This is a genomic window from uncultured Maribacter sp. (assembly GCF_947495965.1).
Classification (GTDB): domain Bacteria; phylum Bacteroidota; class Bacteroidia; order Flavobacteriales; family Flavobacteriaceae; genus Maribacter_B.
In genome coordinates, this window is record NZ_CANMBB010000010.1 from 105,504 (window position 1) to 131,017 (window position 25,514).

Below are 25,514 nucleotides of genomic sequence, written 5' to 3' on the forward strand. Positions count from 1 at the left end.
ATAATCCCAATTAAAAATGATTGTTAAAGAAATAACTACTATATTAGAAGAATTTGCACCACTAAATTATGCAGAAAGTTTTGACAATGTAGGTTTATTAGTTGGAGACAAAAATACTAATGTAACAGGAATACTTGTTACTTTAGATACTCTGGAAGATGTTGTAGAAGAAGCGATTACTAAAAAATGTAACCTAATAGTAAGTTTTCATCCCATAATCTTTAAGGGTTTAAAAAAAATAACTGGAGCTAATTACGTAGAAAGAGTAGTTATAAAAGCAATACAACATAACATTGCTATATATAGTATGCATACCGCACTAGATAATAACCAAGCTGGTGTAAATGCAAAAATTTGCGAAGTTTTAGGATTAAAAAATACTAAAATTTTAATTCCACAAAAAGACACTATAAAAAAGCTAACCACCTATGCACCTATTAATACCATAGATACTATAAAAGAAGCCCTATATAATGCGGGGGCTGGTTCTATAGGCAACTATAGCAACTGTAGTTTTACAACAGAAGGTACTGGAAGTTATAAAGCTAATGAAAATGCGAATCCTGTTTTAGGAGAAGTTGGTAAAACTCATTATGAAAAAGAAGCACAAATAAACATTACATTTTCTAAATCTAAAGAAGAAAAAGTTCTAAATGCGTTGTTTAAAACCCACCCTTATGAAGAGGTTGCCTATGAAATTACCACTTTAGAAAATAAAAATCAGAATATAGGAATGGGAATGGTAGGAGAGTTAAAGGCTCCTGCTAAAGAAAAAGACTTCTTAAATTTTGTAAAAAAACAAATGTCGGCTTCCGGAATTAGGCATTCTAAATTTTTAGGCAATAATATCTCTAAAGTTGCTGTTTTAGGGGGTAGCGGTGCATTTGCCATTAATGCGGCAAAGCAATCTGGAGCGCAAATTTTTATTTCATCTGATATAAAATACCATGAATTTTATCAGGCAGAAAGTAAAATTGTGATTGCAGACATTGGACACTATGAAACTGAGCAGTTTACAAAAAACCTTTTAGTTGATTATCTTACAAAAAAAATCCCTAATTTTGCAATCCATTTATCGGAAAGTATAACAAATCCAATCAAGTATTTATAAATATGGCAAAAAAAGCAGAAGCTACGGTAGAAGATAAGTTAAGAGCATTGTATGATTTGCAATTAATTGATTCTAGAGTTGACGAGATTCGTAATGTTCGAGGAGAGTTACCATTAGAGGTAGAAGATTTGGAAGATGACGTACTAGGCCTTAAAACAAGACTGGACAAGTTAAAAACAGATGTTGAAACTGTCAATTTTGAAATTGGTGCAAAAAAGAATTTAATTGAAGAAGCAAAAACTTTAATTAAAAAGTACGCTGAGCAACAAAAAAATGTTCGTAATAGTAGAGAATTTAACTCTATTAGTAAGGAATTAGAATTTCAAGAATTAGAAATTCAACTTGCAGAAAAGAACATCAAAGAATTTAAAGCTCAAATAGAGCAAAAGAAACTGGTTATTTCTGAAACTAAAGAGCGTTTATCTCAAAGAGATGCACACCTTAAGCATAAGAAAAGTGAATTAAATGCAATTTTAGCGGAAACTGAGAAAGAAGAAAAAGCGCTTTTAGAAGAATCTGAAAAATACCAAGGAAAAATTGAAGACCGTTTGGTAAAAGCATACGCTCGTATTAGAACTAATGTAAAAAATGGTTTAGCAGTAGTGCCTATTGAAAGAGGTGCATCTGGAGGTTCTTTCTTTACTATTCCTCCACAGGTACAGGTAGAGATTGCTTCTCGTAAAAAAATTATTACAGATGAGCACAGTGGTAGAATATTAGTAGACCCAGTTTTAGCAGAAGAAGAAGCTGTAAAAATGGGAAAATTATTTGCTAAACTTTAATTAGCAAACACCAATAAAAAGAAAAGCCGTCTTTCATAGATGGCTTTTCTTTTTTACAATATCTTCTCATTATTAAGAAAGAAGCTCTAAAATTCTATTTTCAACCATTGCGCTATCCCAAATAGTCTCAATATTAGGTATTTTCATTACTTCTTGCATTATAGTTTCTTGCTTATCTCCATAAGCTAAAGCATCTGCATAAGGTTTATCAGAAAAAGTTACTCTAGAATATACTGGAATCCACTTTTCAGGATGCAGACTTGCAAAATGTTTTTCAATCTTCTTTTGTAACAGGAACATTGAATCTGCTGTTTTATGACTCATTTCCATAAAATTACGATAGCTAAGTTCTGCTATTGCATCGGCATTTGGTTTTCTAGTTTCTTGATATTTTTTAAATATCGTTCCCCAATTGTCTTTATTCTCTTGTATGAGCTTATTTAAAACAAAAATATCTTCAAAACCTGCATTCATACCCTGACCGTAAAAGGGGACAATAGCATGCGCAGAATCTCCCACTAAAGCTACTTTATCCCAATACGTCCAAGGGTAACATTTCATAGTTACCATTGCACTTGTTGGGTTATTAAAAAAGTCTTGTGTTAAATTTTCAATGTCATGCATTACATTAGGAAAATAAGTAGTAAAAAAGTCTTTTGCTTCTTTTTTTGTTTTAATCTTTTCAAAAGATACTTCTCCTTCAAAAGGCATAAAAAGAGTACATGTAAAACTACCGTCTAAATTAGGCATGGCAATAAACATAAAATTGCCTCTAGGCCAAATATGAAAAGAATTTTTATCAAGCTTATGCGTTCCGTCAGCATTTGGTAATATGGTAAGTTCTTTATAACCAACATCTATAAAATCTTGAGAATAATCAAACCTACTTCTTCGTTGCATTTTATGCCTAACACGAGAGAAAGCGCCATCACAACCAAAAATTAAGTCATATTTATAAGACTTCCACTCCCCTTTTTCTGTAGCACCAGTAAATAGTTCTGCAGAAGGTAAGTCTACATCCCACACTTTCTCTTCAAACTTAAAAACTACTCCGGAGGCTTCAGCCAAATCAATCATTCTTCTATTTAAAACCCCTCTAGAAATTGACCAAATAGCTTCATTTTCTTTACCATAATTCTGAAAATAAAGAGGCTTTCCTATAACATGCATAGCTCTTTTATTAAGAGGTATTGCAATTTTTTTTATTTCTTCATCTATACCAACTTCATGTAAGGCCTTCCAACCTCTATTACTCATTGCAAGATTTATAGAACGCCCAGAAAATTTTACGTTTCTAATATCTGGTCGTCTATCAAAAACCGTAATATCATGCCCGTATTTTCTTAAATAAATAGCTAACAAAGAACCTACTAAACCGGATCCAATTATCGCGATTTTTTTCTTAGAATGAGACATAAATGTTTTTATGTTAATTTTTAAGTTGTCTACAAAAATAGCAAATAATAAATTGCTTCTTTTAATATAAATGAATAGGATACATTAGCACTAGATTAAAAACTAAACTCTAAAACATTACCGCTATTTTGTTTTATTTACAACATTTAATTAATGATATAAATCAAAAATTAAAGTAATTACTTACATTATTTATTGTTTTAAAGCACAAAATATATAAGTTAAATAATATTTTTTGTAATTTTTTATCTTGATAATTCGCTTAAAACATTCTTTTTTTATCGTTTAAAACCTTCCATTTAAAGAACCTTTTTAACCCTTCATCGACGAACAGCATTTCCAATTTTAAAGTAGTCATCCGAAAAAAATATCGGTTAATCGGCAATTTTGTTCATCATCGATTAATGTTAAGGCTTAAACAATTATATCTGCAATATAGACAAGCGAATAGCGTTCTTTGACTTCGCTTTAATGAATGCTGTTTTTAAAGTTAACTAAAGTGTTGTAAAAAATATTTAATCATTAAAAATACTTTTTTACTATCAACATAACCAAATCATATGGAAATCTTTACTCCTACTAAACAAAACTCTAAATTATTTTTAACATCCTTATTAGTCATTATATTCTTTTGTTTTAGTGCAAGTAGTTTTGCGCAAGGGATAAAAACTGGAGTTACATTTAATTGGAAGGATACACAAACAACTAATAGCGATCCAGCAACTTTAGATTACATTACAATAAATGGTATTGTATACAGCACATTTGTTGTTCCTAGCTCTTATGAATTAAATATTGTAGGTCCTGGAGGCCATTCCATAAATAATATATTTAGAGATGGTACTAATGTAGTCTCTGGAAGTAATAGTGCTAATTGGAATTCAGAAGCTATTCTTGCATACCAATCTTTAAACTTAAATTATTATTTTCAGGCTGATAATAATGGAGAAGATTTTTGTAATGACCCAAGCCAAGTTGCTACAACAAACGCACAAGTACAAACAATTAATTATAGTCCAGGTATACCATCAAATCCAGATGGAATTTTAGCTGTTACTGAAAGAGCTGGTAATAACTGTTTGTATATTGAAATGTATGGAATTCCTGCTGGCGGTGGATCAGAGCAATTATTAGGCTCAACATTTATAAATAATGGAAATCACCTTGGAGGTCCAGGACCTCAATCACCACCTAACACAGCAACTTCTGATTATTGGCATAGTGGTAGAGTTACACATATTGGTTCTCCTATTGGAGTTGCTTTATATGAATTGTCAAGTATAGCTCCAGTTGGATCAACGATTACATCTATAAAATACCTTGGTGCTACTACAGATCATGGCGACGGTAAATTTTTTTTAATGCAAACCTATGCCGTTGATGATACTTTTAATCCTGATTTTGAAACAATTTTTCATGGAGATGTAGGTGCTAATGACAATGTTCCTGCTGGTTCTAATTATAGTTACCACTCAAGTGTACCTCCTTTTAATGGTACTTTAGTTGTAAATTCTGATGGAACTTTTTCTTATACTCCAGATCCAGGTTTTACCGGTACTGATGTTTTTGAAGTTCAAGTTTGTTTGCCTGCTCCTAACAGTTCTGTTTGTAACACTTCTACTGTTACACTAAATATTAAACCTGGTGTTACTATAGACAATGCATCTGCAGAGGAAGGAAATAACATGACTTTCACAATTTCTATTAACGACCCTTCAGATACGGATATTAATTTTAACTTATCCTATACAAATAATACAACAACTAATGCAGATTATACTGGGCCGTCTACAATAACCTTACCTGCAAATGCTAGTAGTGTAACTTTTGATGTTGCTGCGTTAGATGATGACTGGTTTGAAAATAACCAAACTTTTAATGTTACATTTACAGATCCTAATAATAGTACTACTGCCATTAATAATACAGGAGTTGGTACTATAATAGATACTGACAAAGCAACCGTTTCTACAGGAAATTATGATATTATTGAAGATGCAGGTACTATTCAATTAAGGGTATTTTTATCTCCTCATGAGGGCGCTGTTGGTGTAGAAGAAGAGTTTACAGTAGATTTTTCTACAATTGGTGATGAAAGGCCAATAACATGGGGTGGTACCGCTACTAAAGGAAGCGATTATATAGAAACTATAACAACAATTACTTTCCCTGCAAACTCTCCAGTAAATACTGAGTTTTTTGTTCCTCTTCAAATTATTGATGATGATATTACTGAACCATCTGAGCAAATAAGACAAAACGTAAATAATAGTTCTATTTCTGGTGTTGGCATTGCAGGTTCTGGCATGGTTCGTATTCATGATAATGATACTGCCACAATTATACTAGAAGACAGAACAGTAAACGAAGCCGTTGGCACTTTTAACTATACTTTTATATTAGATGGTGAAGTTCAATATCCTTTTGATATTACCTATAATACATCGGATAACACCGCTACTTCTCCTAATGATTTTAATGCTGTTGGCACAACAACACTTAATTTTACTGGTACTGATGGAGAAACGGAGACAGTATCCCTTACTATTACTAATGATACTTCACTTGAAAACTCTGAAAACTTTCATGTAAACCCCTCTTATACTGGTGTTTTACCAACTACACCAACAACAAATGCAGTAGCTGCTAACATTATATTTTCAAGAGACCCAGCTGTAATAACAATTACCGATGATGAAAATGCAACTATAGCGCTTTCTGCAACCAATTCAACTGAAGGTAATGCTGTAATATTTACCGCAACGCTCTCTACAGTAAACAATACTGGTACTGCTATTACTGTAGACTTTGCCGACCTAACTACTGGTTCTGCAACTTCTGGAACAGATTATACCGCTGTACCTGTTAATGCAACAATTACTATTGCTAATGGAGCCACAACTGGTACTATTAATATACCAACAACTCAAGATAGCGTAATTGAAGGCAATGAAACTATAATTGCTCAAATTAGTAATGTATCTTATTCTGGAGTTACAATTAGCTCCAACTCTGCTACTGCAATTATTAATGATGATGACAATGCTGCTCCTGGAGATGGTATCGCTTTTTCTAATGTTACTATTTCTGAAGATGAAGGAAATGTTGCTGCGGATAATGTAACGCTTACTTTTAATGTTACCTATTCTGGTACTATTCCTGCGGGAGAAACAGTTTCTGTAGATTATTCTACCGTAGACGGAACTGCGCTTGATGCTTCTGATTATGAAAGTAATTCTGGTACCCTACAATTTACATCTGGAAACCAAGCTACAACCATAGTGGTACAAGTAACAGAAGACACTAACATTGAAGCGGATGAGAACTTTACCGTGCTTTTAAATAATATTACTACCGCAAACGGTTTTACTACCGGATTTGTAGATAGAAACTCTTCTAACTCTGCTACTGGTAATATCAATAATGATGATAATGCTGGTGCTGGTGATGGTATCGCTTTTTCTCAAGCTATAGTTAATACTTTAGAAGGAAATGTTGCTGCGGATAATGTAACACTTACTTTTAATGTTACTTATTCTGGTACTATTCCTGCGGGAGAAACAGTTTCTGTAGATTATACTACCGTAGACGGAACTGCGCTTGATACTTCTGATTATGAAAGTAATTCTGGTACCCTACAATTTACGTCTGGAAACCAAGCTTCAACCATAGTGGTACAAGTAACAGAAGACACTAACATTGAGTCTGACGAGAACTTTACTGTGCTTTTAAACAATATTACTACCGCAAACGGTTTTACTACAGGTTTTGTAGATGGGAACTCTTCTAATTCTGCTACTGGTAACATCAATAATGATGATAATGCTGGAGCTGGAGATGGTATCGCTTTTTCTAGTGTTACTATTTCTGAAGATGAAGGAAATGTTGCTGCAGATAATGTATCACTTACTTTTAATGTTACCTATTCTGGTACTATTCCTGCGGGAGAAACAGTTTCTGTAGATTATACTACCGTTGACGGAACTGCAATTGATGCTTCCGATTATGAAAGTAATTCTGGTACCCTACAATTTACGTCTGGAAACCAAGTTACAACCATAGTGGTACAAGTAACAGAAGACACTAACATTGAGTCTGACGAGAACTTTACTGTTCTTTTAAATAATATTACTACTGCAAACGGTTTTACTACCGGGTTTGTAGATGGAAACTCTTCTAATTCTGCTACTGGTAATATCAATAATGATGATAATGCTGGAGCTGGTGATGGTATCGCTTTTTCTAGTGTTACTATTTCTGAAGATGAAGGAAATGTTGCTGCGGATAATGTATCTCTTACTTTTAATGTTACTTATTCAGGTACTATTCCTGCTGGAGAAACAGTTTCTGTAGATTATTCTACCGTAGACGGAACTGCGCTTGATGCTTCTGATTATGAAAGTAATTCTGGTACCCTACAATTTACGTCTGGAAACCAAGCTACAACCATAGTGGTACAAGTAACAGAAGACACTAACATTGAGTCTGATGAAAACTTTACTGTTCTTTTAAATAATATTACTACTGCAAACGGTTTTACTACTGGATTTGTAGATGGAAACTCTTCTAACTCTGCTACTGGTAATATCAATAATGATGATAATGCTGGAGCTGGGGATGGTATCGCTTTTTCTAATGTTACTATTTCTGAAGATGAAGGAAATGTTGCTGCGGATAATGTATCTCTTACTTTTAATGTTACTTATTCTGGTACTATTCCTGCGGGAGAAACAGTTTCTGTAGATTATTCTACCGTAGACGGAACTGCACTTGATGCTTCTGATTATGAAAGTAATTCTGGTACCCTACAATTTACGTCTGGAAATCAAGCTACAACCATAGTAGTACAAGTAACAGAAGACACTAACATTGAAGCGGATGAGAACTTTACTGTTCTTTTAAACAATATTACTACTGCAAACGGTTTTACTACCGGATTTGTAGATGGAAACTCTTCTAACTCTGCTACTGGTAATATCAATAATGATGATTCTAACGCAGGCGACGGAATCCAATTTACGCAAACAGAAGTAATTGTTACTGAGGGTACAGATGATTATGCGATTTTCAATGTTACCTTAACAGGAAATATTGGAGAGAACGTAACTGTGGATTATACTACCGCTGTTGGAACAGCTATAAGTCCTAATGATTTTACAGAAACATCTGGAACAATAACTTTTGAACCAACGGTTAAATCGTTTAATATTCAAGTACCAATAATAGATGATATTTTAGTAGAAAATCAAGAACAATTTACAGTGGTACTTTCTAATATTGTTTCTAACATTGGAATTGAATTTGTAAACGGACAACCAACAAACACAGCAACTGGTACTATTAATGATAATGATAGTGACGCAGATTTCCCGAATGACGAAACAGTTAGTTGCGATACTATCCCAGCAATTGAGACAATTGTATTGAATGCAAAAGATTGTGCGTACACCGTAGATGTTGTAGAAAATATAACTGGTCAGGACGATTCTTGTCCATCAGAATATACAATTACAAGAACTTGGACTGTAACAGACTGTGTAGGTAATATTCGTACACATACACAAACTATTACTGTAGAAGATACTACAGCACCAACTTTTGTAGAAATATTACCGCAAAACATTACAGTTACTTGTAATGCAGTTCCTGATGCAGAAGCCTTAACAATTGCAGATAATTGTGATGCTAATGCTACAGTAACTTATAATGAAACTGCTACAAATGATAGAAACTGCTCTACAGGTTATATTATAACTAGAACTTGGACCGCACAGGATTGTGCAGGTAATGAAAATACACATACGCAAACTATTACTATAGAACCTACAGGTCCTATTACAGCAAGTAACTATGATCAAGAAATTACAATTACTTGTGGTGAGGATATTCCTGAAGTTCCTGCTCTTGAATTTATGGGTGGTTGTGGAGATTTTAATGTAGTATTTACAGAAGAAGAGCAATTCTCTACAGATACAGATGACTATATGATTGTAAGAACTTGGAATGTTACCGATTCTTGTGATAACATGGAAACATTTGAACAAATAATATTTGTAATGCAGCCACAAGAAGAATTAATAACTATTGATATTTGTATTGAAGATTCAGAAATAGATTTAATAAACTATTTACCAGAGAGCTTTGACATTAATGGATTTTTTGAAGTAATAAGTAGAAACGCAACTTTAAATGGAAGTTATTTTGACCCAATTAATTTTGAAGTAGGAGAATATATTATTTCTTACTCATCTATAGATACTTCTTGTAAATTCTATGCAGAATATACTATAAACGTTAATGCAGACTGTGTTCCTTGTGGGGTAAAAGATATTGCTGTTTCTAAAGCAGTAACTGTTAACGGAGATGGTATTAATGACTTATTTACCATAACCGGGGTAGAAAATTGTGATTTTGAATTCCATGTATTGCTATTTAATAGATGGGGTAAAAAAGTCTTTGAATCTGAAAATTATGAGAATGACTGGGGTGGTTTTGCTCCAAACGGTTCTTTTGGAAAATCAGGAGTATTACCAGCTGGTACCTACTATTACATTATTAATATAACTAATAGAGAATTAAAACCAATTAATGGTTACATATATTTAGGAACAGAATAATCAATAATAATAAAAACTAAAAAAGGAGGAACTTAGTCCTCCTTTTTTAGTTAAAAACATTTACCAAACCCCGATAAAAAAAGGGTTAAATCGATAAATGTTATTTTATATACATAACCCTAATCTTTAAAAAAAGCAGTTAAACGGAATTTTAACATTCCATCGAATTTTGGATTTGGTTAATCGGCTTTAATACTAATTAATACTACAATTTTGTTGCTTTGTAATGTATAAATGTAAAACCAATCTTACAATTTTTTAACAATCACTAACCTTTCTTATATGAAACTATCTAAAATATTATTTTTTGGATGTATTTTTTTAACAAGTCTTTTATCAAAGGCGCAACAACTGCCTCAGTTTACACAATATATGTATAATACTATTTCTGTAAACCCTGCTTACGCGGGAAGTAGAGAAACTTTAAATGTAACTGCTCTTCACAGGAACCAATGGGCTGGTTTAGAAGGTAACCCCAGAACAAATACTTTATCTATCCATACACCTTTACGTGATGAAAGAATAGGCTTAGGTCTTTCGTATATTAATGATCGTTTAGGAGATGAAAGTACAAACTATATTTATGGAGATTTTTCTTATTCTGTTTATTTAAATAGAGAAGTAAAAATGTCTTTTGGATTAAAAGCTGGTTTTTCAAACTACACACTATCTAATCCTGACATTACAGACCCATTTTTTAATGATAATTTTAATAGTTGGAACCCTAATTTTGGAGCAGGTGTTTTTGTAGGTAGTAACCGTTGGTATGCTGGTTTTTCTTCTCCAAGAATATTAAATACCGATTTAAATGAAGGTGAATTTAAAGCTATAGAACGTAACAGTTATTATGCCATAGGTGGTTTGGTTTTAGATATGTCTGAGACACTTAAATTTAAACCTACTGTTATTTCTAAATTTACGAATGGGGCACCAGCTACATATGATATTACTGCAAATTTTTTATTTAATGAAAAATTTTGGATTGGTGCTTCATACCGTTTTAATGATGCTTCTAATTTTGGCGCCATGATGGATTATCAGATTTCAAAAGATATACGAATAGGGTACGCCTATGATTTACCAACCTCAACTATAAAACCTTATACAGGAGGAACTCATGAAATAATTCTTATTTATGAACTTGTTAAAAAAGTAATGGGACCAATAAAATCCCCTAGATATTTCTAATCCGATAAAAGAAAAGATTATGAAAAACTTAAAAATTTGGAACATATTTGTATTCCTATTTATAGCAATACAAATTGCTTCTGCACAATACGGAGCGCAAAAAAAGGGAGATTATTATTTTGGTCAATTTTCATATATCAAGGCCATAAAGGAATATGAAAAAATGGTTAAAGGAAACCTTAATACTAGTTATGCACACCAACAACTAGCAGAATGTTACCTTTTAATTAGAAATTACAAAAAAGCTATTCCGCATTTTGAAGCAATAATTAATGATGCTATGCTTCCTACAGATTATTACTTTAAATATGCAATGGCACTTTACAGTAATGGACAGCGAAAAGAATCCGAAAAATATTTAAAAAAATATAAAAAGTATAACAAGAACGATTCTAGAGTTAAACGTTTTTTAAAGGATGGAAATTTAGCTTCTGTAGTATTTAATAGTAGACAACGTTATGATGTAGAACCAGTTTCTTTTAACTCTCCAGAAAGTGATTTTGGTACATACTTACATCAAGGGAATTTATATTTTGCTTCTTCCAGAAAAACAGATGCAGAAAACAAAATTTATGGATGGAATGAAGAACCATGGTTAGACATTTTTCAAGTACAGGAAAACAATCCAATGTCTACTCCAAAAAAATTAAAGGGAACTATAAACACCAAGTTTCATGAAAGTTCTATTGCTTTTTCAACAGATTATAAGAATGATACTATTATTTACTTTACCCGTAATAATTATTACGAAAAGAAAGAAGGTTATGGCGCTCTGAACGAAATAAACTTAAAAATCTATAGTGCTATTCAAGAAGATGGTGTTTGGAACGAAAATAGAAGTCTACGTATAAATAGTGATTACTATTCTACTGGACACCCAACGGTTTCTCCAGATAGAAAGAGAATTTATTACACCTCTGATAAACCTGGAGGTTTTGGAGGCACAGATATTTATTATTCTATTATTCATGAACGTGGTGGTGTTGGTTCTCCAATTAACGCGGGTCCAATTGTAAATACAGAAGGCAATGAAATGTTTCCTTTTATAAATAAAGAAGGTAAATTATTTTTCTCTTCTGATGGGCATGTTGGTTTTGGACAATTAGATGTTTTTTCTACAATAACGGATGAGGATGGTAAAATTGTAGACGTTATAAACCTAGGTACCCCAATGAATAGTTCTGCAGATGATTTTGGTTATTTTGGAGAAACAAATGGTATAACAGGATATGTAAGTTCTAACCGCGAAGGTGGTAAAGGTAGCGATGATATTTACAAATTTAAATTTACTCCTGCTTTAGATATTGAAGGGGTGGTTACAGATGGTATAAATTTAAAACCTTTAGACAGCGTAAAAATTAGACTTTTTGACCAAAAGACAAGTACACTTGCAGCAGAAACAACTACAGACAAAAATGGATATTATAGATTACCTATAAACAGGAATACTAGTTATATGATTGAGGCTGTTCGTAGAACACACCCACATGAAAATGTATTTTTAAATACGCATACTGTAAGCCATAGTACAAAAATGATTCGTCAAGATATTGTTTTAGAGCCTGTATTAGATTTAAAGTTGTTAGCCAATTTAAATAAAATATATTTTGATTTTAACAAGAGTGATATAAGGCCTGATGCTGCCAAAGAACTAGATAAAGTGGTGAATGTAATGACCAATATGTATCCAGATATGATTATTAGACTAGAAGCGCATACAGACCCTGTTGGTAGTAATAGTTATAATGACCGCTTATCTGAAAGTAGAGCAAAATCTACTTATGAATACCTCATAGCAAATGGTGTCCCTGAAGAGCATATTTTATCTTACAAAGGCTATGGAAAACGAAAATTAATAAACCATTGTACTAGTAAAAAAGATTGTTCTCCGGAAGAATTAGAGCTTAATAGAAGAACAGAGTTCCCTATTATTCAAATAAGAAAAGGAATACTTGTTGCTAAATAAAAAATAACCTCACCAATTAACCAACCAAAAAAGGTTCATCATTTCTGATGAACCTTTTTAAATTATACTATTTTTTAGTTCTTATTCTAAAATACCATCTACAATACCGTAAGCAATAGATTCTTCTGCTCCCATCCAGTAATCTCTATCAAAATCTTTCATTACTCTATCATAATCTTGACCACAATTATCTGCTAAAATTTGAGCACTTAATTCTTTTGTCTTAATTATTTCTTTAGCTTGTATTTCTATATTAGAAGCTTGTCCTCTTGCTCCACCACTTGGTTGGTGTATCATAACTTGCGCATGAGGCTGTATAAAACGTCTTCCTTTTTTTCCTACAGAAAGTAAGATAGACCCCATAGATGCTGCTAAACCTGTACATATGGTAGAAACTGGACTCTTTAAAGATTTAATTGTATCATACATTGCAAAACCAGAAGTTACATAACCTCCTGGGCTATTTATATACAATTGTATTTCTTTGCTATTCTGCATATCTAAATACAATAACCTATCTATAACATGTTTTGCAGAATCATCATCAACCATACCCCATAGGAATACTTTGCGTTCTTCTAACATTTTTTCGTCTATAGCTTCTTGTATTTTTCCTTTTTTTGAACTCATCTTCTATTTAATTTATGCATAACAAAATTAATCAATTTATTGGGAATTTTATAGTTCCCGTAACATTGTTATAACTTTACCTAAGTCTATAGGTGTAACGGCCTTTTTTGGAGAATAATATATTAGTTTAAAACTAATCTTCAACTTCAACAGTACTTTCTACAACTTTACGAATAGGTACTACTGTTTTTCCTTTTTTAGTTTTTAATACCATAGAAACATTATCTATTGCCTCTACGGTGCCTTCTATATCTTTAAACTTTATTTTATCGCCAACTTCATAAATTCTACGACTGTAAAAAGTGCGTAACAAATCTCCTACCACTTCTCTAGAACCTAACCCTAAGGCTATAGCCACTGTAAGTAAAAAAGCGCCTAAAACAATAGTAAAATTACTTGTTACAATTGTTGTATCTATACCCGCTTGGTTTAAAGATGTTACTAAAACAAAAATTAATATTATGTAGTATATTATATTACTAATTACTTTAGACCCTCCTACTCCCATTGAGTCAAAAACACTGGTAATAGCTTTTTTTATAATTTTTGCGGCAAACATACCAATCATAAAAATTACTACTGCACTTAAAAGTATTGGCAAGTAATGTAAAAGGTTTGCTATTTCTATAGAAATAACACTAAGTCCTAAAACATCTGCAGCTACTATTATAAATACTAAAAGTAAAATTCCTTTTACAAAACCTAATATTACTTTCCCTAAATCAACTTCTACCTTACTATCATCTCCAAATAGTTTAGCATCATTAACTTTTTTAGAAAGGGCATCTATATTGGCTATTTTTAATACCTTCTTTAAAACAAACTTTACTATTTTAATACATAACCAACCAATTATTAAAACTATAATAGCACCAATAATTCCTGGCAAGGCAGATACTATATCTTTAACTATAGAGCTTAAAGAATCTGACATTAAATTTTCAAAAGTTTCCATACTGTATTTCTTAAAAGTATTCTTGTTTAGTTTTTATTCTTACTATTTGTTTTTAAAAGCCCTTCTAACAAGGAAGAATAATTCCCTGTAAAGAGTGTTGCCAAGTCCATTAATAACTTTGCTCTAGCAACATCTGACATTACTTTTTGTCGTAACTCAGGAGGCACTTCTTTTAGTTCTCCTTGTATTTTTATAAATGGATTATCTTGTTCTTTCATCTATGGTAATGTTTTATAGATTTCCACAATTTTTGCTTTTGCTCTTTTGAGGCGCATCTTAACTGCACTACTACTTAATTCTAGTAATTCCTCTAGTTCTTTTATAGACACATTATCTTGGTATTTTAATAACAAGATAGATTTATCTTCTGGAGAAATTAACTCTAATGCCTTTTTTAATTTAACCACTTGTAAATCATACAAACTTTCATCAGTAACTTCTACAGAAATTTCATTTTCATTGTCTTCTATAGTTCCTGCATTATCACTAATTTTTCTTCCTCTATCTCGGTTTACATAATTTACACAAAAGTTATAGGTAAAGGAATATAGCCAGGTCGAAAATTTAGATTTCCCTTTAAAAGAACTCAGCTTTACAAATAACATTAAAAAAACGTCTTGCGTTAGATCATTTGCTTCATCTTGAGACTTAGCAAAGCCATAACATTTATTATACACTAATTTGGCGTACCTATCATACAAAGCTCCAAATAGCATAGAATCTTTATGACGTACAATTTTTGCCACAAGTTCCTCATCTGAAATGTCTTTATACGGATCATTTTCTGCCAATTTTGGGTTGAATTGGTTACTTATGATTATAAGACACAGTTTTCTTAAGAAGGTCACTATAGTATCGTTTTAATAAAACAAAAATAGGTGAAACATATCTTTATTAATACCTTTATTTCAAAATGTAAAAAAAATGAAAGCAATTATCTATTATATGCCCCTATTTTTTATTCTTTTAACCGCCTGTAAAACTGACAAAAAAACCAAGTTATCTACAAATAAAAAAGAACAAACTATTCCCGAAAAGATAGCTCACGCTCATGGCTTTAAAAATTGGAAGAAAGTAAAGGAAATTCAATTCTCTTTTAATGTAGATAGAGATACCTCGCATTTTGAACGTAAATGGATTTGGAATACCCAAAAAAGCCAAATTACTCGTATATTAAAAAAAGATACTATTACCTATAACCGCAATACTTTAGATAGTATTACTACAAAGATTAATGGCGGGTTTATTAATGACAAATTTTGGTTATTAGCACCTTATAATCTTATCTGGGATTCTAAAAACTACACTTTTAATCATGCTGTTAATATAGAGGCTCCTATTTCTAAAAAAGCATGTCAAAAACTTACTATTATTTATGGCAATAAAGGTGGTTATACTCCCGGAGATGCTTATGATTTTTATTTTGGAGAAGACTACATAATAACAGAATGGGTTTTTAGAAAAGGAAACCAAGAAGATGCCTCTATGGTAACCACATGGGAAGATTATTCTAAAGAGAGTGGTTTACAAATTTCTAAAATGCATAAAAAAGTAGACAGCGACTTTAAACTTTACTTTACAAATTTAGAAGTTTACACTTATTAAGTACTAAGTTGTAAAATTCCCTTTTTTAATATCTGTCCAAAATTATATACATCTTCAAAAGAACAATATAATGGCGCTGGGGCAACACGTATTACATTAGGTTCTCTCCAATCTAGTATTACTCCGCTTTTCATTAAATAATCAAACAAGGGTCTTCCTTGTCCGTGTAATAAGACCGAAAGTTGTGTTCCCCTCTCTTTTGGTGTTATAATTTCAAAAGAACTTGTAACCTCTTTACCTATTTCTTGTAAAACAAACTCTAAATAAGAAACTATAAGATTTCTTTTTGCTACAATTTTCTCCATACCTACAGCATTAAACAATTGTAAAGATGCTAAATAAGGTGCTACAGATAATACTGGAGGGTTGCTTAACTGCCAAGCATCGGCATTTTCCATAGGTTCAAACTCTGGTTTCATAAGAAAACGAGTTTCTTTTTTGGTTCCCCACCAACCTTCAAAACGAGGAATATCTGGATTATTTAAATGCTTTTCATTTATAAAAACCCCTGAAGCATTTCCAGGACCACTATTCATATATTTATAACTACACCAAGCAGCAAAATCTACATTCCAATTATGCAGTTCTAACGCTACATTCCCTGCGGCATGTGCTAAATCCCATCCAACATTAGCGCCCACATCTTTACCTGCTTTGGTAATTTTCTGCATATCAAAAACTTGTCCGTTATAATAGTTAACACCTCCTATAAGTACTAACGCAAGTTCATTGCCTACTTCATTAATTTTTTTAACAATATCTTCTGTTCTCCAAAAATTTTCGCCTTCTCTTTTCTTTACCTCTATTAATGCATCTTCTTCTGAAAAACCATGAAAACGAACCTGACTTTGTAACATATATTGATCCGATGGAAATGCTTTTTCTTCACAAATAATTTTATAACGTTTCTTAGTAGGGGTATAAAAAGAAACCATTAGTAAATGTAAGTTTACTGTTAGGGTATTCATCACAGAAACTTCATTAGTTTTTGCACCTACAATCTTTGCTAAGGGCTCTGCTAAACGTTCATGATAGTCCCACCAAGGTTTTTCTGCATAAAAATGTCCTTCTACAGCTAATGAAGCCCAATCTTGCATTACATCATCCACATAGCCTTTAGTTTGCTTTGGTTGCAAGCCTAAAGAATTTCCACATAAATAAATACTCTTTTTTCCATTAACCTCTGGAAAATGAAAATCGTCTTGGTAGACATGTAAAGTATCTTCTTTATCTAATTGCTTCGCAAATTGTAATGTGTTCTGAAACTTCATTCTTATGTTTTTCTCAAAAATACAACTTCAAAAAAGATATTTTAATTCCCAATTAAAATTCTCTTTCTTTTTGCAAAAATTCATCCATTTTAAATACATATTTTTGTAAAAAAGTAAGCATGCATTTTTTATCTCCATTATTAGAGGAATACATAAAAAACAACTCGGAAAACGAGCCAGATATTTTACAAAAACTTACTAGAGAAACCCATTTAAAAGTTATACAACCAAGAATGATTACCGGTCATTTTCAAGGTAGAGTTCTTAGTATGCTTTCTAAAATAATGTATCCCAAAAATATTTTAGAAATTGGTACCTACACAGGATATTCTGCCTTGTGTTTAGCCGAAGGTCTTTCTAAAAATGGAGTGCTACATACCATAGAAATTAATGATGAGTTAGAAGAAATGCAACGCAGGTATTTTAACGAAAGTGGTTATGGCGAACAAATTAAGCAACATATAGGAAATGCACTTGAAGTTATTCCTAATTTAGATGTTATTTTTGATTTGGTTTTTATTGATGCAAAAAAAACAGATTATCCACAGTATTTTGAAGCGGTATTAAAAAAGACAAAACCTGGCAGCGTAATTTTAACTGATAATGTTTTATGGTCTGGAAAAGTTGTAGAACCGCTAGATCCAAAAGATAAGGCTACAAAAATACTACTAGATTTTAATATGCAACTAAAAAAAGACCCAAGAGTAGAAACCGTTCTTTTACCTATTAGGGACGGCTTAACTGTAAGTAGGGTACTATAATTTTTATATAAATTTTATAAAATATAAACGCACATATAACACCTACAATTGTGCCAACAATTATATCTAAAGGGTAATGCACACCAACATATATTCTACTATACGCAAAAAGTAGTGGCCAAATAAAAAATAGTATAGCACCTTTAAATCTTTTTCTTAAGAATAAATATAACAAAGTTGCTATTGAAGAAGAACTAGAGGAATGGCCAGAGAAAAAGCTATAGCTTCCTGGATTTTTTAATATTCTAATATATTCTTTAATTTCTGGAGTATTATTAGGTCGCAATCTTTCTACAGCATGTTTAACAACATCTGTAAACTGAGTTATGAAGATTGCCAATGCTACAACTGTTAAAACAACAAATAAAGCTTCTTTTTTAGGATATTTTAAAGCTATAATCACAAAGAAAAGAATGAAAATTGGAATCCAATTTTGAATGGTAGTAACAGTAATCCAAAAAAAATCGTAAGGTGTAGAACCTAAACTATTAAGGTAAACAAAAAGTTCTTGATCCCATTGTAATAGTTGTTCTAGCATAGAAACTACTGCCTTTTAATAGTCCCTGTAACATCACTTACATTTTTCTTTACCTCGTCTATTTCTTTTTTAATATCGTCGGTAAAACTTGTGTCTATACCTTGTTTGTCGGCACTATTTTTAATTTCTCTTTTAATATCGTCTGTAGCGTCTCTTAATTGGCGCATGCCTTTCCCTAATCCCTTAGCTATACCAGGAACTTTATCTGCACCAAACACCATTACTACTATAAATAGTATAAAAAATATTTCGGCGCCACTAATAAATAAAAAATATAATGCTAGCATACCGCAAATATAATAAAGTTTATATAGCTACATAAAAAAAGCCCTGCTATTAACAGGGCTTTAGTAAAGGAATAATTTATGCTATCCTTTTGTTTTATTTTTAAAGTTGTCAAAATCAGAGTTTTCTTCTTTTTTAGGCCAAGAATTATTGCTTGTATCAATATCCGCAGTCTCTAATTTAGGATCTACAACAATACCTTTTAACTCTGTCATAGAAGATATAACTAATTTTACTTCTTTATCATTTTTTCTCCAAACTTCTGGAGGGTAGGTAATATTTTTTACACTACCATCTGCATAGGTATATTCTACAATTAATGGCATTGGTATACCTCCTGGTTTATTAAAAGTAACTTCGTAAAAATACTTTGGCTCTTTAACTGCTGTACGTTCTGCTGCTGTTAAATTATCCATCATAAATTCTTTTAAACTTTTAGAATTTTCTGTTGGTGCTTTTCCTTTTAAAGTTGCATCAAAATCTTCTGCATCTTCATCTGCTAAATATACTAATGGTGGCAAATCTGCTTCGCTAATATTACGTGCTGCCATATATTCAAGCATTTGCTTGCTTGGCTTATTACTAACGTAATATTTTTTAATTCCTTTTACGCCTATATCTACATAATCTGTAGTATAAAACCATCCTCTCCAATACCAGTCTAAATCTACAGCAGATGCATCTTCCATTGTTCTAAAGAAATCTTCTGGTGTTGGGTGCTTAAATTTCCATCTTTCTGAATAGGTTTTAAAAGCATGATCAAAAAGCTCTTTTCCCATTACTGTTTCACGTAAAATATTTAGAGCAGTTGCTGGTTTTGCATAGGCATTTGGTCCTAGTTGGTAAACATTTTCAGGATTACTCATTATAGGAGCTATTTTACTTTGATCTCCGCTCATATAAGGAATAATTTTAGATGGCTCTCCTCTTCTAGAAGGGTATTTTTTATTAGGAGCTATTGCTTCTGGATATAACTCTCCAAACTCTTGTTCTGCCATATATTGTAAAAAGGTATCTAAACCTTCATCCATCCATCCCCATTGGCGTTCATCAGAATTAACAATCATTGGAAAAAAGTTATGCCCAACTTCATGAATAATTACACTTATCATTCCAAATTTTACTTGATCCGCATACGTACCATCTTCATTAGGTCTACCATAGTTCCAACAAATCATTGGATACTCCATTCCTTGCTGTTTTGCATGTACCGATATTGCTTTTGGATAAGGGTACTCTAAGGAATGTTCTGAATAAGATTTTAGTGCATGTGCAACCGCCTTTGTAGAATACTCTTCCCATAAAGGATTCCCTTCTTTAGGATACATAGAAACCGCCATTACATCTTTAGACCCAACTTTTACAGCCTGCATATCCCATATAAACTTACGAGAAGTTGCAAAACCATAATCACGTACATTTTTTGCTTTAAATTTCCATGTTTTTGTTGCTGTAGATTTTGTTTTTTCTGCTGCTTCTGCTTCTGCTTGCGTTACAATAATTACAGGTTTATTATAAGATTTTTTTGCTTTTTCATAACGCTTCATCATCTCTTTAGAGAATACATCTTTTCTGTTCTGAAGAGTTCCTGTAGCATCTAAAATGTGGTCCGCAGGCACTGTAATATTTACTTCATAATCTCCAAATGGTAATGCAAACTCTCCACTACCCCAGAATTGATGATTTTGCCATCCCTCTACATCATTATAAACTGCCATTCTTGGGAAAAACTGTGCGATTACATAAGCTCTATTATCGTCTTTTGCAAAGTATTCAAAACCAGAACGTGCTCTGTTTATGGTATGATCAGGTATATTATAATTCCACTTAATAGAAAATTCTATTTGGTCTTTACTTTTTAATGGCGTAGGTATGTTTATACGCATCATGGTTTGGTTAATAGTGTAAGAAAGTGCCTTACCAGATGCATCTTTTACATGTTCTATATTAAAACCGCCATCAAAAGGTTGTGTTAAATACTTTCCTGCAAAAGATCCAGGCTGCTCTGCTAAAGGTACTCCGCCCCCATCACGTAAAGGAGACTTAGAATCTTTTGCTCTTACATTCTGATCTAACTGAACCCATAAATACTCTAGGTTGTCTGGAGAATTATTTATATAAGTAATAGTTTCTTCGCCATAAATTTTAGCATTAGTATCATCTAATGTAATATGCATTACATAATTTGCCTGCTGCTGGTAATAATCTGGTCCTGGAGCTCCAGATGCAGATCGGTAAGTGTTTGGAGTAGAAAACTCCTCATACAATTGTTTAAATTTATTCTGGTTAGTATGTCCAGATTCTCTATCTTTAGTTCCTGTTTCTTGAGCAAAGCCAACTGCAACAAACAAGAAAAAAAGCGTTGCAAAGCAATACTTAATTCTATTCATAATTGTTAATCTATTTTATTTAGTCGCTGAAAATTAAAGTTTTTTTAACTATTTATTATGAAATGTTAAAAGTTTAACATTCCTTTATTATTTTCTCTGGTAAGAATTACTGTTTTTTTATTGCTATTGATTTTAACGTGTACTATATTTTGTTGTTCTTCATACAAGTCTATTAAAACTTCATTTTGTATTTCAATGGATTGTAGTTCTTTATTATTTACGTTTGGTATTTCTATATAACACAACATTAAATCGTCCTCATACTTTTTTCCTAAGAACTTAGAGGAAGTTTTTTTTCCATTAACAGTTACTCCAAATTTTAGATTAAAATATTTTTCTAGATACATATCTGCCATATCAGATTCTTTATCTGTAGCTAGGTTTGCCTGCAAACCATATCTTTCTTTTAAAAGCAACTCCATATCATCTACAAAAACTCTACTAATAATTTGTAGTGCTTGGTCTTTTTTAGAGTAGGTTACATTTGTAACACTTATATAGTATTTATGTACCATTGTAAATGCAAATACAGGCAGTATAAATAGCAGTAATACTTTTTTATAAATAGTTCTCATTATTTTTTTTGTATTATTATAGTTAGCAAGGGTTGTGCCAAAAGTAGAACTTTAATCTAAGTAATTATTTTTTCTATACGCTATACTCTTTTTACGTAAAAACTCCCATATTTTAAGACGATCATGGGTGTCTATTATGGAAGAAAAAGTGGTATCTACTTCACAAAAATACATGAAATCAGAAATTTTTAGCTGGGGTATTTTTAAGTCCGATGCAATAAGAGAATCTGCATAAAACGCTCTTACTCTTTGGGTTCGTTCATACTTTTCATTTCTTTTTATCCTGTTTTTAAGCATTTTTGTTCGCCCAGAAATGCCATTAATAATAGGGTTTAAAGGAATACCGCCACCTGTAGTAGCCTCAAACAACTCGCGGTCTGCTTTAGAGATTGGTATAACATACGCATTAGGCAGTCCTAAGGTAGATGCAGTGACTACTTCTTCTGTTTTTAAGGTACTTAAATCTTTAGAAATATCTCCAGATAAATTATACGGCATAACTACTACTTCATCTAACTCGGTTAAAGACTCTTCTAAAGGTATTTGTAGTAAAGAACTTTGCAGCATATCTGTACTAACTACAATTTCTTTTCTTTTAAATTGTACTGCAGAAATTACCAAAGTATCATTTACTGTGGCTTTAATGGTAAAATAACCGTTAAGGTCTGTTATGGTAGCTCTTTTAGTACTAATATTTTGCACGTGTACTGCAGCTACATCTTCATTTTTAGCTACAACTTTGCCTTGTATTTCTTTAGAAAAAGGGGTTTGCGCTTCTGCCATAGAAGCCATACAAACTACTAGAATAAAAAGTAGTTTACTCTTTTGCATTAATTTCTGTTAGAAATGTTTTGCTATGGTTTACTAAAGCATCAATAAGCTGAAACTCATTTTCTTTTTTAAGTAAAGATTTTGCAGGCATACGCGCATCACAATAAAATAAAAACGCATTTATTTTATCTTGCGGTATTTGTAAATCAGAAACAAAAAATTGATCGTCATATACTTGCCTTAAAACTTGACTTACTTTTAATTTAGGAGCTTCTTCTTCCTTATTTTCGTCGGAAGATTTAAACATAGCTCTAAATATATTTACAAAATTAAGTCCGTCCTTTAAACCTCTTTCACTTTGCGATATTGCTATATTTTCTACCTCTGTAGTACGATCCGTTTCGTATTCTATTTCTTTAAATTTTTCGTTCTTTATAGCCAAAAAACGCTCTTGGTCTTCTGGGGTAACTACTACCTCTTCTAACTCGGTTACTTTTTCTTTTACCTCTACTACCAGCCTATTATTTTTTAATATTTCTGCTGTAATATAAACTACTCTTAATTGGTAGTTAACTGCTGTAAAAACTAATTCGTCGCCTTCTTTTACTAGTATAGCAAACTCTCCGTTGCTATTGGTTATAGTTGCTCTTTCTGAAGTAGAATTTATAACATTCTCATTTGGCACACTAATATCTCTATACAATACCTTTCCTCTTAATAGGCTTCTATCTTCTTGAGCATAAGATACTATAGAAATAAAAAAAGCCAGTAGCATTAAATTTTTCATATGGTTATTTTAAGATTTATAAAGAAACTACTTGTTCTTGGTTAAAAAAAACTAGAGTAACTAAACTTTTGTTAATTTCAAGCCGCCTTCTAAATACCGTTTATCGTATATGTTCTTCACTTCATCTTAAAGCTATAAAATTTTACTATTTATTAGTGCACTAATACTTATATAATTTTATTTTTGTTGGCTACTCTATTTGCAATAGCGTATAAATGAGAATCTTATGAAATTAATAATTACTACATTATTTTTTAGCTTCTGTTTTTGCCTTTCTTCTTATGGCCAAATAAAAATTGGCGATAATCCACAGACTATAGATGCCTCTTCTGTATTAGAGTTAGAAAGTACATCGCATGTTTTAGTAATAACTAGAGTTACTACTACCCAAATGGAAGCCATTACACCTAGTCCTGGGGGTATGGTATATAATATTGATGAAGAATGTATACACTACTATACAGGAACCGCATGGATTAACCTTTGTGAAGCTGGCGGTATTAGTAACCTTACCACAGATCCACTTGTAAATGACTTTAGAACCATTGTTATTACCCCGCAAGGCGATATAAACCACATAGAAGTTGGTATTATAAGAGGAGAACAAATTGCAGACAATTCTATAGACACTAGTAAATTAGGAGAAAACTCTGTTACTGCTAACGAACTTAGCGATAATTCTGTTGGTACCAATGAACTACAAGATAATTCTATAGAACCTGTAGATTTTGCAAATACTGATCCTGACCAAGTACTTACTACAGATACTAACGGTATTGTAGTATGGGCAAATGCAACGAGTTTAACCAATGTTAACACCGATGCTTCTATTACTGGAAATGGCTCTATTGCTAACCCATTAGAAATTTCTGCTACAATTTTAGATGCTATACAAGCAAATACTACTGCAAATACTAATGAGACAAACAGGGCTACTGCTGCCGAAGCCTTAAAAGAAGACCTCATAAACAAATCTGACGATCCTACTTTAGGAAATTCTACTACTTTATACCCTACACAAAACGCCGTAAAATTGTATGTAGATAATACTGTAGGTGGTGCTGTACAAACCATTGTTAGCGGAGACGCAAACAACGCTATAACAGCAAGTACCTTAGATGGTGGTGCATATTATAATGATGGAGATTCTGAGGACACAAACGAACTACAAAACATATCTTTTAACCCCAACACTAATGAACTTACTATTAGTAAACCTTTTAGTGGCACAGGTGTAATTAGTTTAAATACAACTACTGGAGTTGGCACTACTGAATTTGCAGATGGAATAACAATTACTGGTAGCGGAACTACAGGAGATAGATTTAAAATTGAACCAGCTGCGTTACCTTTAACGGTAAACCAAGTTCTTATCACTGATACTACTGGAAACATAGACTGGATAGATATACCTACTGGAGCAACAAATAGTTCTATTATAGTAGATCCAACAAAAATTGGAGGAGCAGGTGTTAGTTTAGACCCTTATACAATTGCCCTAAATGCAATAACTTCTGCTGAAATACTAAATGAATCCATTCTTTCTGAAGATATTTTAGACGGCACTATTACAAGTAATGATATTTCTGATGGAAATGTTACTCCTATAAAAATACAACCTGCAACTCTACCATTAACAGAAAATAAAATGCTTATTACAGATTTCACTAGTGGTGCGGTAGCTTGGGCAAATATCCCTTCTGGTGGCACATCTGAAGATAATCAAACAGATGAGGAAGTTCTTCTTGCTACTCCTTCGGATTATGATAATGATCCAACAACACCTGAAAATAATGTACAACAGGCTCTAAATGCTATTGCTGCTGCTAGTACTGATGACCAAACGGATGAGGAAGTTCTTCTTGC

The 25,514-nt window shown here is 32.2% G+C and carries 20 protein-coding genes; 8 read left to right on the plus strand and 12 right to left on the minus strand.

Translation table 11 applies throughout. The features are described from left to right. Positions 1-16 precede the first annotated feature (16 nt). Positions 17-1,111: a Nif3-like dinuclear metal center hexameric protein gene (locus tag Q0820_RS15860; protein WP_298489094.1), complete on the plus strand. Its 1,095-nt coding sequence runs from the start codon at positions 17-19 to the stop codon at positions 1,109-1,111. A 2-nt stretch (positions 1,112-1,113) separates the two neighbouring features. Further along, positions 1,114-1,893, plus strand: coding sequence for a C4-type zinc ribbon domain-containing protein (locus Q0820_RS15865; RefSeq protein ID WP_298489096.1), 780 nt, complete (start codon positions 1,114-1,116; stop codon positions 1,891-1,893). Positions 1,894-1,965: 72 nt separating this feature from the next. Here the strand turns inward: Q0820_RS15865 and Q0820_RS15870 are convergent, their stop codons facing one another. After that, the gene (locus Q0820_RS15870; protein WP_298489098.1) at positions 1,966-3,309 is read right to left on the minus strand and encodes an NAD(P)/FAD-dependent oxidoreductase; all 1,344 of its coding nucleotides are present in this window, start codon (positions 3,307-3,309) and stop codon (positions 1,966-1,968) included. A 560-nt stretch (positions 3,310-3,869) separates the two neighbouring features. Here Q0820_RS15870 and Q0820_RS15875 point away from each other — a divergent pair. The 3 genes from Q0820_RS15875 to Q0820_RS15885 all read left to right on the plus strand — a co-directional run bounded on the left by Q0820_RS15875 (position 3,870) and on the right by Q0820_RS15885 (position 13,080). Further along, positions 3,870-9,926 carry a Calx-beta domain-containing protein gene (locus Q0820_RS15875; protein ID WP_298489100.1) on the plus strand — a complete coding sequence of 2,019 codons (6,057 nt, stop codon included), beginning with the start codon at positions 3,870-3,872 and terminating at the stop codon, positions 9,924-9,926. A 282-nt stretch (positions 9,927-10,208) separates the two neighbouring features. Next, a complete protein-coding gene (locus Q0820_RS15880) occupies positions 10,209-11,114 on the plus strand; it encodes a type IX secretion system membrane protein PorP/SprF (RefSeq protein WP_298489101.1) in 906 nt (301 codons plus the stop codon). Between the two features lie 19 nt (positions 11,115-11,133). Then, the gene (locus Q0820_RS15885) at positions 11,134-13,080 is read left to right on the plus strand and encodes an OmpA family protein (RefSeq protein ID WP_298489103.1); all 1,947 of its coding nucleotides are present in this window, start codon (positions 11,134-11,136) and stop codon (positions 13,078-13,080) included. 81 nt (positions 13,081-13,161) lie between these two features. Here Q0820_RS15885 and Q0820_RS15890 read toward each other — a convergent pair whose 3' ends face one another. The 4 genes from Q0820_RS15890 to Q0820_RS15905 all read right to left on the minus strand — a co-directional run bounded on the left by Q0820_RS15890 (position 13,162) and on the right by Q0820_RS15905 (position 15,456). Then, the gene (locus tag Q0820_RS15890; protein WP_298489105.1) at positions 13,162-13,710 is read right to left on the minus strand and encodes a ClpP family protease; all 549 of its coding nucleotides are present in this window, start codon (positions 13,708-13,710) and stop codon (positions 13,162-13,164) included. A 133-nt stretch (positions 13,711-13,843) separates the two neighbouring features. Continuing rightward, positions 13,844-14,665: a mechanosensitive ion channel domain-containing protein gene (locus Q0820_RS15895; RefSeq protein ID WP_298489107.1), complete on the minus strand. Its 822-nt coding sequence runs from the start codon at positions 14,663-14,665 to the stop codon at positions 13,844-13,846. Positions 14,666-14,691: 26 nt separating this feature from the next. Beyond that, positions 14,692-14,883 carry a hypothetical protein gene (locus Q0820_RS15900; protein ID WP_298489109.1) on the minus strand — a complete coding sequence of 64 codons (192 nt, stop codon included), beginning with the start codon at positions 14,881-14,883 and terminating at the stop codon, positions 14,692-14,694. Continuing rightward, a complete protein-coding gene (locus Q0820_RS15905) occupies positions 14,884-15,456 on the minus strand; it encodes an RNA polymerase sigma factor (protein ID WP_298489111.1) in 573 nt (190 codons plus the stop codon). Between the two features lie 133 nt (positions 15,457-15,589). On the opposite strand from Q0820_RS15905, the gene Q0820_RS15910 reads away from it, so the two are divergent. After that, on the plus strand, positions 15,590-16,270 hold the full coding sequence (locus tag Q0820_RS15910) for a hypothetical protein (protein ID WP_298489113.1): 681 nt from the start codon (positions 15,590-15,592) through the stop codon (positions 16,268-16,270). Here the strand turns inward: Q0820_RS15910 and kynU are convergent. Further along, positions 16,267-17,541: a kynureninase gene (gene kynU / locus Q0820_RS15915; RefSeq protein ID WP_298489114.1), complete on the minus strand. Its 1,275-nt coding sequence runs from the start codon at positions 17,539-17,541 to the stop codon at positions 16,267-16,269. The genes Q0820_RS15910 and kynU overlap by 4 nt on opposite strands. 119 nt (positions 17,542-17,660) lie before the next feature. Here kynU and Q0820_RS15920 point away from each other — a divergent pair, with 119 nt between their 5' ends. Then, positions 17,661-18,302 carry an O-methyltransferase gene (locus Q0820_RS15920; protein ID WP_298489116.1) on the plus strand — a complete coding sequence of 214 codons (642 nt, stop codon included), beginning with the start codon at positions 17,661-17,663 and terminating at the stop codon, positions 18,300-18,302. Here Q0820_RS15920 and Q0820_RS15925 read toward each other — a convergent pair. The 6 genes from Q0820_RS15925 to Q0820_RS15950 all read right to left on the minus strand — a co-directional run bounded on the left by Q0820_RS15925 (position 18,268) and on the right by Q0820_RS15950 (position 23,648). Beyond that, a complete protein-coding gene (locus Q0820_RS15925) occupies positions 18,268-18,840 on the minus strand; it encodes a phosphatase PAP2 family protein (protein ID WP_298489118.1) in 573 nt (190 codons plus the stop codon). The two genes, Q0820_RS15920 and Q0820_RS15925, sit on opposite strands and share 35 nt — an antisense overlap. Positions 18,841-18,845: 5 nt before the next feature. Further along, complete coding sequence (locus tag Q0820_RS15930) at positions 18,846-19,127, minus strand: twin-arginine translocase TatA/TatE family subunit (protein ID WP_298489120.1); 282 nt, start codon at positions 19,125-19,127, stop codon at positions 18,846-18,848. Between the two features lie 81 nt (positions 19,128-19,208). Continuing rightward, on the minus strand, positions 19,209-21,515 hold the full coding sequence (locus Q0820_RS15935) for a M1 family metallopeptidase (RefSeq protein WP_298489122.1): 2,307 nt from the start codon (positions 21,513-21,515) through the stop codon (positions 19,209-19,211). 65 nt (positions 21,516-21,580) lie between these two features. After that, the gene (locus Q0820_RS15940; protein ID WP_298489124.1) at positions 21,581-22,090 is read right to left on the minus strand and encodes a DUF6702 family protein; all 510 of its coding nucleotides are present in this window, start codon (positions 22,088-22,090) and stop codon (positions 21,581-21,583) included. 51 nt (positions 22,091-22,141) lie between these two features. Continuing rightward, positions 22,142-22,921 (minus strand): carboxypeptidase-like regulatory domain-containing protein, encoded by a 780-nt coding sequence (locus Q0820_RS15945; protein ID WP_298489126.1) that lies wholly within the window; start codon positions 22,919-22,921, stop codon positions 22,142-22,144. Further along, entirely contained in the window at positions 22,908-23,648 is a 741-nt protein-coding gene (locus Q0820_RS15950; protein ID WP_298489128.1) for a carboxypeptidase-like regulatory domain-containing protein, read from the minus strand. The genes Q0820_RS15945 and Q0820_RS15950 overlap by 14 nt, the downstream gene beginning before the upstream one ends. 226 nt (positions 23,649-23,874) lie before the next feature. On the opposite strand from Q0820_RS15950, the gene Q0820_RS15955 reads away from it, so the two are divergent. Beyond that, positions 23,875-25,514 (plus strand): hypothetical protein (locus Q0820_RS15955; RefSeq protein WP_298489130.1); only part of this gene is annotated, 1,640 nt, incomplete at its 3' end.